This is a genomic window from Thermodesulfobacteriota bacterium (assembly GCA_039028315.1).
Lineage (GTDB): Bacteria > Desulfobacterota_D > UBA1144 > Nemesobacterales > UBA2774 > CR02bin9.
Genome location: JBCCIH010000035.1, coordinates 1 through 13810, shown reverse-complemented (window position 1 = coordinate 13810; position 13810 = coordinate 1). Strand labels below are relative to the sequence as shown.

The following is a 13810-nucleotide window of genomic DNA, read 5'->3' as shown; positions in this document are numbered from 1 at the left end:
GTTTTCTCAGGCCAGCCAAGAGTTGAAAATGGCCACAGCCCAGAAGAAAACCATGTATCCAACACGTCAGGATCGCGGCTTAATTCTACATCTTTACCATAGTTCTCTTTTGCAGCTTGTAAGGCTAGTTCCTTAGTTTCTTTTACAAAAACTTTACCATCAGGACCATACCAAGCCGGTATTTGATGACCCCACCATAGCTGACGGGATATGCACCAAGGCTCAATGTTGCGTAGCCACTCAAAATAAGTTCTTTCCCAGTACTTAGGTATGAATTTAACCCTGCCGTCCTCTACACAAGCTATGGCTTCTACTGCCAATTTTTCAGCATCGACATACCACTGGTCTGTGAGCCATGGTTCTATAACAACAGCAGACCTATCGCCGTAGGGGACTGTGTGAACTGTGCCCTCAATCTCGGCTAATAGACCTAGGTTTTCCATATCTTCTATTATTTTCTTTCTGGCTTGAAAACGCTCAAGACCTCTATAGACCTCGGGAACATTTTCATTCAAGTGTGCAGTTGAGTCAAAAATATTAATCATTTCAAGGTTTTGCCTCTGCCCTACCTCGAAATCATTAAAATCATGAGCAGGTGTAATTTTTACTGCTCCTGTGCCTTTTTCAGGATCACTGTACTCATCTGCAACTATTGGGATCTTACGTCCAACTAACGGAAGTATGACATTTTTGCCCACTAAATCCTTATAGCGGTCATCGTCAGGATGAACTGCAACCCCTGTATCACCAAGCATCGTTTCCGGTCTGGTTGTCGCAACAGTTATATACTGATCTTCGCTGTCTTCTATTGGATATTTAAAATGCCAAAGGTGGCCGTTCGATTCTCTTTGTTCTACTTCGAGATCAGATATTGCGGTGCAGAGTTTTGGGTCCCAATTAACAAGTCTTTTGTCTTTATAAATAAGCCCCTGATCATAAAGATCCACAAATACTTTTCTCACTGCAGCCGAAAGACCTTCATCCATAGTAAATCTTTCTTTGTCCCAATCAGGAAGTGCTCCCAGGCTGCGTAGCTGACGCGTAATTGTATCCCCTGATTCTTCTTTCCACTTCCAAACGCGTTCTAAAAAGGCATCTCTTCCCATCTCTGCCCTGGATGTGTTTTCTTTTACAAGCTCCCTTTCAACCATCATCTGAGTTGCGATCCCGGCATGATCTGTACCCGGAACCCAAAGGGCATCAAAACCTTTCATGCGCTTATAGCGGATCAGAATATCCTGAAGTGTGTTGTTTAGTGCGTGCCCAATGTGAAGAGAACCAGTCACATTAGGAGGAGGGATTACAATTGTAAATGACGGTTTGTCAGAAGATGCATCAGACTTATAGTAGCCTTTTGAAATCCAATCTTCATACCATTTATCTTCAACCTTCTTTGGATCATAAACTTTATCCATTTCGGTTTTAGCTGTATCTGACATTTTAAGTTAGTGGATACTGAATTAGATTAAGTGGGGCAAAGCCAGATTTCAGCCTTGCCCCGCTTTTATTTTCTTATTCTTCTTCAGCTGCGGTAGCAGTTGGAACCGGAACTTCTAGAACTGGCACTTCAACATCAATGTTTCTGTAAATCGGAAGTCCGGTACCCGCAGGTATAAGTCTTCCCATAATAACATTTTCTTTAAGGCCTCTTAGGTAGTCCTCTTTACCCTCACAAGCAGCTTCTGTTAGCACCCTTGTTGTTTCCTGGAATGATGCCGCAGAAAGCCAGCTATCAGTACTAAGTGATGCCCTTGTGATACCAAGAAGTAGAGGCTCAGCTGATGCAGGTCTACCGCCCTGCTCAATTACCCTTTCGTTTTCTTCAAAGAACACGTGCTTCTCAATAGCCTCTCCAACGAGAAGAATTGTATCACCCGGATCTTTGATCCTAACTCTTTTTAACATCTGCCTTACTATGGCCTCGATGTGTTTATCGTTAATTTTAACACCCTGAAGTCTATATACCTCTTGGATTTCATCCACTAGATATCTGGTTAACGCACGCTCACCCCGAATTCTTAAGATGTCATGCGGATTAACAGAGCCGTCTACAAGCTGATCACCTGATGTAACCTGCTCACCTTCTCTTACAAGAATATGCTTACCTCTTGGGGCTAGATATTCTTTAGGCTCTCCCACTTCAGGAGTAACCACTACTCTTCTCTTACCTTTTACGTCCTTGCCATATGAAACGACACCATCGATTTCCGTGACAACAGCTGGATCTTTTGGAAGTCGTGCCTCAAATAGCTCAGCAACCCTTGGCAGACCACCAGTGATATCCTTGGTTTTCGCTGTAGCTCTTGCAATCTTAGCAAAAATGTCTCCAGCACTAACCTTATCACCCTCATTAACTTCGATGATGGCTCCAATTGGAAGTGAATATTGTATGCTCTTTCCTTCATCAGTCTTTATCACAAGACCTGGGTGAGCATCTAGGTTTTTAGATTCAATTACAACTTTTTTATAGATACCAGTAACTTCGTCAACTTGTTCTTTTAGGGTTACTCCTTGTTCTAAGTCAACAAAACCAACAGTTCCGTTAAACTCAGAGATAAATGGAGTTGTATAAGGATCCCACTCAGCAAGAAGCTGACCTTCTTTCACTTTCTCCCCTTCAGCTACTTTAAGCTTAGCTCCAAGTGCTAGAGGATATCTCTCTCTTTCATAACCCTTGTCGTCAACAATTATTAGTGTCCCAGTTCTATTTACAACAACAAGGCTTCCATCACTTGATGTTACTGTTCTTATACCGCTGAACTGAACTTCACCCTCATGGGTATTTTCAAGTGTACTTTCAGCAGCCCTCTGACTAGCAGCACCACCAATGTGGAACGTTCTCATAGTTAACTGGGTTCCGGGCTCACCGATTGACTGAGCTGCGATAATTCCTACAGCCTCACCAATGTTCACAAGTTTACCGGTTGCCAGGTTCCTTCCGTAGCAAAGGACACAAACACCTATTCTAGTTTCGCAAGTAAGAACTGATCTGATCCGAACCTCTGTAATACTTCCGGCTTCGTCAATCTTGGAAGCTGCAGCCTCGTCTATTTCATTGTTGGCTTTTACAATTACATCTCCGCTTACTGGGTCAATAATATCATCGCAAGTAACCCTTCCGAGCACCCTCTCACCAACGCGCTCAATAATCTCGCCGCCTTCTACAAGGTCACTCACTGTAATACCTTCAGCTGTTCCGCAGTCATATTCTTTAATCATAACGTCCTGTGCAACATCAATAAGACGCCTGGTTAAGTATCCTGCATTCGCAGTTTTTAACGCTGTATCCGCAAGTCCCTTACGAGCTCCGTGAGTAGAAATAAAGTACTGGAGCACAGTTAATCCCTCGCGGAAGTTTGAGGTGATAGGAGTCTCAATAATCTCACCAGAAGGCTTAGCCATAAGGCCCCTCATACCTGCTAGCTGACGAACCTGAGTCTGAGAACCTCTTGCTCCAGAGTCGATCATCATATAGATTGGATTGGAGCTAGCACCCTTTTTCATATCACCTTCACTATCTACTAATTCTTCAAATGTGATATCTTTCATCATTTCCTGAGCCACGTCATCACTGGTACGTGCCCAGATATCAATTACTTTATTGTATCTCTCACCATCAGTAATGAGACCCTGTGAGTACTGAGTTTGTACTTTTAGTACCTCATCCTGGGCATTTTGTAACATATCTTTTTTTGCATCGGGTATCTTCATATCATCAATAGCAATTGAAATACCTGATCTTGTAGAATACTTAAATCCTAAGGTTCTCATACGATCTGCAAGAATTACTGTGCTCTTGCCACCAGAGACCCTAAAACAGCTATCAACAAGGTCCTCGGAAGCTCTTTTTGTCATTACCCTGTTTACCAATTCAAAAGGTATTCCCTCAGGCATAATGTCGTATAGGAAGACTCTTCCAACAGTGGTTTCATACATTGTATCGTTAATTCTGATTTTTATCTTCGCATGTATTCCTACTTCTCCAGAGTCATAAGCCATTTGTACTTCATCTATAGTGGAGAATATTTTTCCATCTCCCTTATCAAAGGCCACATCCCTTGTCATATAGTAAATCCCAAGAACAATGTCTTGAGTTGGAAGAATAATTGGCTTTCCGTGTGCTGGGGACAAGATATTGTTTGTGGACATAACAAGAGCCCTACACTCTGTCTGAGCCTCAATTGATAGAGGCACATGCACAGCCATTTGGTCACCGTCAAAGTCTGCGTTGTATGCTGGGCAGACAAGTGGGTGAATCTGAATAGCTTTATCTTCAATTAGTATCGGCTCAAATGCCTGGATACTTAACCTGTGAAGTGTTGGAGCACGGTTTAGTAGCACCGGGTGCTCTTTAATAACCTCATCAAGCGCGTCCCAAACTATAGGAGCTTCTTGTTCAACCAATTTTTTAGCGATTTTAATAGTCGCAGCAGCTCCCCATTTCTCTAGCTTTTGATAGATAAATGGTCTAAATAGCTCAAGACCCATCTGCTTTGGAATTCCGCACTGATGAAGCTTAAGCTCAGGTCCTACTGTTATCACTGAACGTCCAGAGTAATCGACCCTCTTACCAAGTAGGTTCTGTCTGAAACGTCCCTGTTTTCCTTTAATGATATCGCTTAAGCTCTTAAGCGGACGGTGGTTATGACCAAGTACTGGTCTTCCTCTACGTCCGTTCTCAAGTAGAGCGTCAACTGATTCCTGAAGCATACGTTTCTCGTTTCTAACGATGATATCAGGAGCTCCAAGTTCAAGCAGTTTTTTAAGTCTGTTATTTCTGTTTATAACACGTCTGTAAAGATCGTTTAGATCAGAAGTAGCAAACCTTCCACCGTCTAATGGAACAAGCGGCCTTAGGTCCGGAGGCAGAACCGGGATTCTTGTAAGAATCATCCACTCAGGGCGGTTCTTTGATTTTCTAAACGCCTCACTGATTCTTAGTCTTTTTGCAATTCTGGCCCTTTTAATTGGAGAAGATGTATTTTTCATCTCTAATCTGAGCTCTTCTGAGAGCTCCATTAGATCAATTTTCTTGAGCATCTCCCTTACTGTTTCAGCGCCCATTCCGACTCTGAAACTGTGGCCATACTCTTCTACAGCTTTTCTGTATTTATCCTCACTTAGGACCTCTGCAAATTTAAGAGGAGTCCCGCCTGGGTCTACTACAACGTATGACTCGTAGTAAAGAGCTTTCTCAAGATCTTTAAGAGTCATGTCTAGCAGCATCCCAATTCGTGAAGGTATGCTTCTTAGAAACCAGATGTGAGCAACAGGTGAAGAAAGCTCAATATGAGCCATTCTCTCTCTTCTTACCTTAGAAGAAATTACTTCAACTCCGCATTTCTCACAGGTGATTCCTCTGTGTTTTAATCTTTTATATTTTCCGCAAGTACACTCATAATCTTTTACAGGGCCAAAAATCTTGGCGCAGAACAAACCGCTTCTCTCAGGTTTGAATGTCCTGTAATTGATAGTCTCCGGTTTTCTTACTTCACCATTAGACCATTCTTTGATCTTCTCAGGTGATGCTATTGAGATTTTAACCGCAGAATACTCTGAAGGATTTTTTGGTTTTTCAAAAAGGGTATCTACGTCCACGTTTTACCTCCCTTTGTATTTTGAAATTCTTAATCCCTTTCTAATTCATCTTCTTCAAGCAAATCAACATCGAGTGAAAGTGCCTGAAGCTCTTTTTGCAGTACTTTAAATGACTCTGGAAGTCCAGGCTCAAAATTCATGTCGCCTTTAACGATAGAATCAAAGATTCTCGTTCTTCCAATAACGTCGTCTGATTTAACTGTTAAAAACTCTTGAAGTGTATATGATGCGCCATATGCTTCTAGCGCCCACACTTCCATCTCTCCAAGTCTCTGGCCACCAAAATGCGCTTTACCGCCAAGAGGCTGCTGAGTTACTAGAGAGTATGGTCCGATAGCCCTTGCATGAATCTTTTCTTCAACAAGGTGATGCAGTTTTAGCATATACATAACGCCCACAGTCACCTTCTGATCAAAAGGCTCTCCTGTGTGGCCATCAAACAGGATGGTCTTTCCTTCTTCAGGAAGACCTGTTTCTGATAACAATTCTTTTATCTGTTTTTCTGAGGCTCCGTCAAAAACTGGAGACCTGACTGGAACACCTTTACTTAAGCGTCTTGCAATATCAACGACTTCATCATCGTCGAGATTATCAACTAGCTTTTTAGTCTCAGCGTTGTCATATATATCTTTTAGTTTTGATCTAAGCGCTTTAGGGCTGAACTCCCTCTCCATGATGTCATCAAGCTGCTGGCCAAGCTCTTTACCTGCCCATCCAAGATGGGTCTCAAGTACCTGACCTACATTCATCCTTGATGGAACACCGAGTGGGTTTAGAACCATTTCAACAGGTGACCCGTTTGGAAGATAAGGCATATCCTCTTCCGCGAGAATCTTTGAAATAACACCCTTGTTTCCATGCCTACCAGCCATCTTATCACCAACCTGCAGTTTTCTTTTAACAGCAATGTTGACCTTAACTACTTTAAGAACTCCTGGTGGCAGCTCATCCGGCTTAGTTAGCTTAGATATTCTCTGATCATAAATTACGTTTGTTAAATCGATTTGTTCTAGTGTTCTTTCTATGATACGTTTGATTTCTGTTTCAGCTTTAGCGCCTTTTTCTATGCTTATGTCAGCAAGTTTTTCAAATGGCACGCCTTGAAGTGTTTCTTCTTCAATTTTATCGCCCTGTTTTAAGACAGTTTTTCTTGAAACGGTAAGTTTTGCGGCTGAGGTTTTACCAACTATAAGCGGTTTAATTCTCTCAAGCGCATCATCTTTTAATATCTTAATCTCGTCGTCTCTGTCATGCTCAAGACGTGTTACCTCAAAATCTTCAATACTCTTTGCCCTGTCGTCTTTATCCACTACACGGGATATAAGCATTTTGACGTCAATAACAGTTCCGTAAACTCCAGGTGAAGCTCGTAGCGAAGTATCTTTAACATCTCCTGCCTTATCACCGAATATAGCTCTTAGGAGACGCTCTTCTGGAGATAGCTGTGTTTCTCCTTTTGGAGAAATTTTCCCTACTATAATATCGCCCGGTTTTACCTCAGCGCCAACTCTTATAATACCGCTCTCATCAAGGTTTCTAAGGGCATCTTCACTAACGTTTGGGATATCTCTTGTTATTTCTTCTCTTCCTAGTTTTGTTTCTCTTGCTATACACTCAACTTCTTCAATGTGGATTGAGGTAAACCTATCTTCTTTTACAAGCTTCTCGCTCATTAAGATAGCATCCTCAAAGTTGTATCCACCCCACGGCATAAATGCTACAAGGACGTTTTGTCCAAGAGCAAGCTCTCCATGATCTGTGGAAGGGCCATCTGCAATAACCTGACCAGATCTAATTACCTGGCCTTTTTTAACTATAGGTATCTGATTCCAGCATGTACTTTGGTTAGATTTTTGAAATTTAAGCAGGTTATACATATCAACGCCGGCCTCATCTGAGCCGCTTTCTGTATATGCGCTGACGACAATTCTGGCTGAATCAACATACTCTACTACTCCGTCTCTTTTTGCTATCACTGCAACTCCTGAGTCTTTGGCTACCGTGTTTTCCAGCCCGGTGCCCACAATAGGAGCGCTGGTTCTAATAAGCGGAACGGCCTGACGTTGCATATTAGAGCCCATAAGTGCCCTATTTGCATCATCGTGCTCTAAGAAAGGTATTAGCGATGCTGAAACTGATACTAGCTGAGCAGGCGATACGTCCATTAGCTCAACCTTCTCACGCTCTACCATCAAAAACTCACCGCTTTGTCTTGCAGAAATAAATTCAGATGTAAAGTTGCCTTTTTCATCAAGCGCAGCGTTTGCCTGTGCAATTATATATTTTTCTTCAGCAAGTGCGTTCATATATATAATTTCATCGGTAACTCTGGCATTTTTTACTACCCTGTAAGGAGTTTGGATGAAACCAAAATCATTAATTTTCCCATATGTACTAAGACTTGAAATAAGACCAATATTTGGTCCTTCTGGGGTTTCAATTGGACATATTCTTCCGTAGTGGGATGAGTGTACGTCCCTTACTTCAAACCCTGCTCTCTCACGCGTCAGACCTCCAGGCCCTAGCGCACTTAATCTTCTTTTGTGTGTAATCTCAGAGAGAGGATTAGTCTGATCCATAAACTGTGATAATTGGCCTGTAGCAAAGAACTCTTTTACCACGGCTATTACGGTTTTAGGGATCAAGAGCTCACTAGGCATTAAGTTTTCTACTGCCTGATAGCCCATTTTTTCTTTTACTGAGCGCGCTAGTCTTTCAAGACCGTGGTAGAATCTGTCCTCAATTAGCTCGCCAACTGTTCTAACTCTTCTATTTCCCAGGTGGTCGATGTCATCGGTGACACCCCTTCCGCCTCTTAGTCCTAGAAGGTATCCAACTGTTCCAAGAATGTCTTCCTTGGTTAATGTTGAGACTTCATCAGAAATCCCGTGATTTAGCTTATAGTTAATCTTTAGGCGGCCAACCTGAGAAAGTCTGTATGTGTCTGGATTAAAAAACATATTTTCAAAAAACGTCTCTGCAACGCTGAGTGTTGGCGGGTCTGTTGGCCTGAATTTTTTATATATTTCAGTTATCGCCTCTTCTCTTGTATTTACTTTATCAGCAAGCACAGTGTTTCTCAGAGATGCAACAACAGAAATATTATCAATGTAGAATACTTTTAACTCAGATACGTCGCTGTTTTTTATTTCATCCAGCTTTTCTTCTGTAATTAATTCGTTGAAATTAACGACAACCTCACCGGTCTTTTTATCTACAATGTCATCAGCCGCAAATTTTTCGAGTAATTCACTTGGGTCTATAGGTATTGTCTTAAGTTTTGCGGTTTTTAACTTCTCGATGTGATTTCGTACTAATCTTCTTCCCTTTTTAATTAATACATCACCGCTCTTAGGATCTAATATATCGGCTGTGGACCTTTGATAAGGAAGAACATCAAAATTTAGATCTTTAGTCATTCCATCAGAACTGATATGAATACTTTCTACTGGATAGAAATGATGAAGTATCTGTTTGTTATCATAACCCAGCGCTTTTAAGAGCACAGTTACAAGAAATTTTTTCTTCCTATCAATCCTTACATGAAGAAGGTCTTTTGAATCAAACTCATAGTCAATCCATCTGCCGTCATGAGGAACAATCCTGGCAGAAAATGAAGATCTTCCGGAGCTGTTGTCCTTATTTTTAACTTGGTCAAAAAATACACCAGGAGAGCGGTGAAGCTGGTTCACAATAACTCTCTCAGTGCCGTTTACAATAAATGAACCATTAGGGGTCATTAGCGGAATCTCGCCGAAATAGACCTCTTGTTCTTTTACATCTCTAATAGTCCGCTCATCGCTTGTTTCCGTGTCCCAAATTACGAGTCTAAAAGTAACGTATAAGGGCGCAACATATGTGTAGCCCTTAAGTCGGCACTCTACCGCTTCATATTTAGGTCTATCAAGCCGGTAGTTAATATATTCTAGAGACGCTTTTTCGTTATAGTCCTCTATAGGAAAAACTGTTTTAAAAGCGTTATGCAGTCCAAAATCATCTCTTTGGTCAGGCTCAGTATTTGCTTGCAGAAATTCCTTGTAGGATTCTACTTGCACTTCAAGCAGGTGAGGTATTTCTAGAACAGATGGTATTTTGGAAAAACTCTTTCTAAATTTATATGCTTCTACACCATCAAGGCTCAATTTGGCTTACCCCCATTTTTTTTATTAACTCACGTGACAATCTTCAAAACCAAATTCACAATAAAACAGCGCAACTATTCTATATCCAGTTAACTGTTCTTACGAGCGATTTGCTCTTTATAGATGTATCTTTTAGATCCGCACTCATTTAAGGCACACAAATGCAAATCAACCATACATCTATAATTGGCCGGGCTTTCAGAAATGTTGAAGTTATCATCAGCATATAAGAGAAAACCACACGCTTTAAAACTTAAGAACAATTAGCTGATTTCTATTTCTGCGCCAGATTCCTCGAGCTTCTTCTTGATGCTCTCGGCCTCTTCTTTATCAACACCTTCTTTTACTGCCTTGGGGGCGCTTTCTACAAGCTCTTTTGCTTCTTTAAGACCTAGAGATGTTACTTCTCTAACAGCCTTAATAACCTGTATCTTGTTGTCGCCAATAGCTTTTAAGACTACGTTGAAATCATCTTTCTCAGCCGCTGGAGCTGCGCCGTCTGCTGCTGGTGCTCCACCTGGTGCTGCTGCTACTGCTACTGGAGCTGCAGCCTTTACGTCAAATTTTTCTTCGATGTCTTTAATTAGATCTGAGATTTCAAGCATGCTTGCTTTCTCAAGATAAGTTAGGACATCTTCTCTAGTTGTTTCAGGCATTAAACCTGTACCTCCTTAAATGTATTGAAAATATGTTTTTATAGTTTTTACAAATCTTAACTTTCTTCTTTTTCTTCTTCAGAATCCTCTGAATTTTCTTCTTTAACTTCTTCAGACTGGGCCGTTTCTTCTGCTTCAGCCTTAGGCTCTTCTTTTTCTTCTTCTTTTGGAGCTTCTTCTTTAGCTTCCTCTGAAGGCGCTTCTTCTTTGGCCTCTACTTCTTTTGCATCGTCTGCAGGAGCCTTATCTTCCTTGGCTTCAGCCTCTTTTGCTTCCTCTTTTGGAGTTTCTTCTTTGGCCTCAGCTTTAGATTCTTCTTGCTTAGCTTCCTCTTTAGGTGCCTCCGACTTTTCTTCTGCAGGTGCTGCCGCTTCACCGCCCTGTTCTTTTTTATCCTTCACGGCCTCTAGTGCATATAGAAGCTGTGTTTGCAGCTGGCCAAGAGTACCCAGCAGATTAGACATTGGGCTAGTTAGCGCACCAAGTAGCTGCGCCATCATTTCCTGACGTGAAGGTAGCTTAGAAAGTGCCTCTATCTCATTAGCACTAACAACTGTTCCTTCAACCACACCGCCCTTTATTACTAATGAAGGAAGATCTTTAGCCGTATCTACAAATACCTTTGCTGCTGCAGTTGGATCACTCTCACAAACCGCAATCGCAGTTGGCCCTGAGAGCAAGTCATTTAACTTTTCAATATCAGTGTCTTTAGCAGCAATCTTAAGCAGAGTGTTTTTAACGACTGTTAAGTTTGTATCGGCGTCTTTTAGATTCGTCCTAAGACCCTCAATTTCTTTTACACTAAGCCCTTTATACTCAACGAGCATCACTGAAGGGTTAGCCTTAAAAACTGCGCTAAACTGATCGATTATTTCATTTTTTGCTGCTTTACTTAACATAACTCACTCCTTCTTTAAATTGCCTCTTGTTATGATTTAACTATGCTGCTGCTTGGAACCCTTTTAGAACATCGCGAACATCATGTGAATCCACTTTGATACCAGGCCCCATAGTGTTTGCAACTGTAATCTTTCTAATAAAAATTCCTTTTGATGATGAAGGTTTCATTTTTGTAAGTGCGTCCATAAATATTAAGAAATTGTCCTTTAGCTTTTCAAATCCAAAAGAAACCTTACCTATAGGCGCATGTACAACGCCGCCTTTGTCATTTTTAACTTCGATTCTTCCTGCTTTTGCTTCCTTTACAGCCTGCTCAATATCAAAAGTAACTGTTCCGACTTTAGGGCTTGGCATAAGACTTCTTGGCCCTAGAACCTTACCGAGCTTAGCAACATTGCTCATAACATCAGGTGTTGCAATGGATACATCAAAATCAAGCCAGTTATCTTTTGAAATCTTTTCAATCATATCATCGAGACCCACAAAATCAGCTCCTGCATCCTGTGCCTCTTTTTCTTTTTCCCCTTTGGCAAATACTAAAACTGTTATGTCTTTTCCTATGCCGTGAGGAAGTACAAGTCCTGTTCGTATTTGTTGATTAGCCTGTCTTGGATCGATTCCCAGTTTTACTGAAACCTCTACGGTCTCGTCAAACTTTGCAGTCTTAGTATCTTCAATTAGTTTAATTGCCTCATCAACAGTGTAGATCTCTTTTGGATCCACTGCTTTGCTGACCTCATCGTATTTTTTCCCTCTTGTTGCCATTACTTTTCTCCTTCAAATCTAATGAAATCCATATTATTGCCTTAGAGAATTAAACTACATCGATCCCCATACTTCTCGCTGTACCCGCTACAATATTGGATGCAGCCTCAATATCATTGGTATTGAGATCAGGGAGCTTAGTCTTTGCTATCTCCTCCACTTGAGCTTTTGTTACTTTTCCAACTTTTACCTTAAGAGCCTCTCCTGAACCCTTACCAACCTTTGCCGCTTTTTTAAGCAAATAGGATACGGGAGGAGTCTTTACCTCAAAAGAAAAGGATCTGTCAGCATAAACAGTAACAGTTACTGGTAAAAGCCCTTCCTTTTTGGCAGTCTCTGCGTTAAAGGCTTTGCAAAATTCCATAATGTTAACACCCCTTTGACCAAGTGCTGGTCCAACTGGAGGTGAAGGTGTCGCCTTTCCTGCATCAACTAGTAGTTTTATATATCCGTCAATCTTCTTCATTTTAAATTTTCTCCACTTGATTAAAATCTAATTCTATTGGAGTGGTTCTTCCAAAAATAGTAACAAGAACCTGCACCTTAGCTTTATCCGGCTTAACTTCTTCTATAACTCCTGAGAAATTAGCAAAAGGCCCTTCAATAACCTTCACTGTCTCTCCTTTATCAAAAGAAATCTTAGGTTTAGGCTTAAGTGTACCCTCTTCAATTTGTCTTTTTATCCTGAGTACTTCTTCTTCATTCACATCAGGTACAGTGTCTGGATCTATGACGCCGTCCTTAATTTTTCCTCCAACAAAGCCAATCACTTTAGGAATATTTCTAATAAAGTGCCAGCTTCTATCGTTAAGCTCCATTCTCACCAATATATAGCCAGGAAAAAACTTTCTAACAGAAGTTTTTTTCTTCCCGCCTTTTACCGGCTCTACAATAGTTTCAGTAGGTACAAGAACTTCAGCAACCTCGTCTTGAAAACCCTCAACTACTGCTCTGTCTTCAATGTAAGACTTAACTCTATCTTCAAAGCCCGTATTTGTATGTACAACATACCACCTAATATTCATTAAAACCCCGTTTCTCGTATAACCCTTAACCCAATATGTATCTTACTATTATTGAGAACACATAGTCCACGCCTGCCAAAAACGCTGCAAACAATCCTGAGATAGCAATAACAGCAATTGTTGACTTTATGGCCTCCTGTCGTGACGGCCAAGTAATACGTTTTGCTTCATTCTCAATGTCTTTAGCAAATTGTACTGTTTCCGAGCTAAGTTCGCTTATCTTACTCATTTATCTTAGTCCATAATTATTATTTTTATTGCACTAGCAATCTAACCATACTAAAACAATTTAATCCTGCAAAAGCTAAATTCAATCCAAATACTTTTTTACAGGGCAGGAGGGAATCGAACCCCCAACCCCTGGTTTTGGAGACCAGTGCTCTGCCTAATTGAGCTACTGCCCTAATCAATTCATATTTACTTCGTTTCTTTATGCAGTCTATGGCCTTTACACCATCTGCAATACTTTTTAAGCTCTATTTTGTCCTTGTGAGTCTGCCTATTCTTTGTCGTAGAGTAGTTTCTTCTCTTACATTCTTCACACTCTAGAGCTACGATTAATGTGTTATCGCCCATTATTTAATTACTCCGTAATTTTAGTAACAACGCCTGCGCCCACTGTTCTGCCGCCTTCACGGATAGCAAAACGTAGCTGCTCTTCCATTGCCACCGGCGCTATTAACTCTACGTCCATGTTTATGTTATCTCCCGGCATTACCATCTC

At 41.1% G+C, this 13810-nt stretch carries 11 protein-coding genes and 1 tRNA gene; all 12 read right to left on the bottom strand.

What is annotated here, in order from left to right; all coding sequences use genetic code 11:
• A partial coding sequence (locus AAF462_03760) for a valine--tRNA ligase (GenBank protein ID MEM7008228.1) occupies positions 1-1439 on the bottom strand: 1439 nt, incomplete at its 3' end.
• Between the two features lie 73 nt (positions 1440-1512).
• The gene (gene rpoC / locus AAF462_03755; GenBank protein ID MEM7008227.1) at positions 1513-5598 is read right to left on the bottom strand and encodes a DNA-directed RNA polymerase subunit beta'; all 4086 of its coding nucleotides are present in this window, start codon (positions 5596-5598) and stop codon (positions 1513-1515) included.
• A gap of 29 nt (positions 5599-5627) precedes the next feature.
• Positions 5628-9740, bottom strand: coding sequence for a DNA-directed RNA polymerase subunit beta (gene rpoB, locus AAF462_03750; GenBank protein MEM7008226.1), 4113 nt, complete (start codon positions 9738-9740; stop codon positions 5628-5630).
• A gap of 263 nt (positions 9741-10003) precedes the next feature.
• Positions 10004-10396, bottom strand: a complete 393-nt coding sequence (gene rplL / locus AAF462_03745) for a 50S ribosomal protein L7/L12 (protein MEM7008225.1) — start codon at positions 10394-10396, stop codon at positions 10004-10006.
• Between the two features lie 56 nt (positions 10397-10452).
• Positions 10453-11295, bottom strand: a complete 843-nt coding sequence (gene rplJ / locus AAF462_03740) for a 50S ribosomal protein L10 (GenBank protein ID MEM7008224.1) — start codon at positions 11293-11295, stop codon at positions 10453-10455.
• A gap of 40 nt (positions 11296-11335) precedes the next feature.
• Positions 11336-12061: a 50S ribosomal protein L1 gene (gene rplA, locus AAF462_03735; protein ID MEM7008223.1), complete on the bottom strand. Its 726-nt coding sequence runs from the start codon at positions 12059-12061 to the stop codon at positions 11336-11338.
• A gap of 49 nt (positions 12062-12110) precedes the next feature.
• Entirely contained in the window at positions 12111-12527 is a 417-nt protein-coding gene (gene rplK / locus AAF462_03730; protein ID MEM7008222.1) for a 50S ribosomal protein L11, read from the bottom strand.
• Position 12528: 1 nt separating this feature from the next.
• On the bottom strand, positions 12529-13086 hold the full coding sequence (gene nusG, locus AAF462_03725) for a transcription termination/antitermination protein NusG (protein ID MEM7008221.1): 558 nt from the start codon (positions 13084-13086) through the stop codon (positions 12529-12531).
• A gap of 25 nt (positions 13087-13111) precedes the next feature.
• Positions 13112-13315 (bottom strand): preprotein translocase subunit SecE, encoded by a 204-nt coding sequence (gene secE, locus AAF462_03720; protein MEM7008220.1) that lies wholly within the window; start codon positions 13313-13315, stop codon positions 13112-13114.
• Positions 13316-13416: 101 nt separating this feature from the next.
• Positions 13417-13490: transfer RNA gene (locus AAF462_03715), tRNA-Trp, on the bottom strand.
• 13 nt (positions 13491-13503) lie between these two features.
• Positions 13504-13662 (bottom strand): 50S ribosomal protein L33, encoded by a 159-nt coding sequence (rpmG, locus tag AAF462_03710; GenBank protein MEM7008219.1) that lies wholly within the window; start codon positions 13660-13662, stop codon positions 13504-13506.
• A gap of 7 nt (positions 13663-13669) precedes the next feature.
• Positions 13670-13810, bottom strand: a 141-nt coding sequence (tuf, locus tag AAF462_03705) for an elongation factor Tu (protein MEM7008218.1), incomplete at its 5' end; no start/stop codon positions are given.

Bases quoted from the DNA above. Each gene is read 5' to 3' on its own strand.
- nusG (MEM7008221.1), bottom strand. From the start codon at position 13,086: ATGAATATTAGGTGGTATGTTGTACATACAAATACGGGCTTTGAAGAT.
- secE (MEM7008220.1), bottom strand. From the start codon at position 13,315: ATGAGTAAGATAAGCGAACTTAGCTCGGAAACAGTACAATTTGCTAAA.
- rplJ (MEM7008224.1), bottom strand. From the start codon at position 11,295: ATGTTAAGTAAAGCAGCAAAAAATGAAATAATCGATCAGTTTAGCGCA.
- rplL (MEM7008225.1), bottom strand. From the start codon at position 10,396: ATGCCTGAAACAACTAGAGAAGATGTCCTAACTTATCTTGAGAAAGCA.
- rplK (MEM7008222.1), bottom strand. From the start codon at position 12,527: ATGAAGAAGATTGACGGATATATAAAACTACTAGTTGATGCAGGAAAG.
- rplA (MEM7008223.1), bottom strand. From the start codon at position 12,061: ATGGCAACAAGAGGGAAAAAATACGATGAGGTCAGCAAAGCAGTGGAT.
- rpmG (MEM7008219.1), bottom strand. From the start codon at position 13,662: ATGGGCGATAACACATTAATCGTAGCTCTAGAGTGTGAAGAATGTAAG.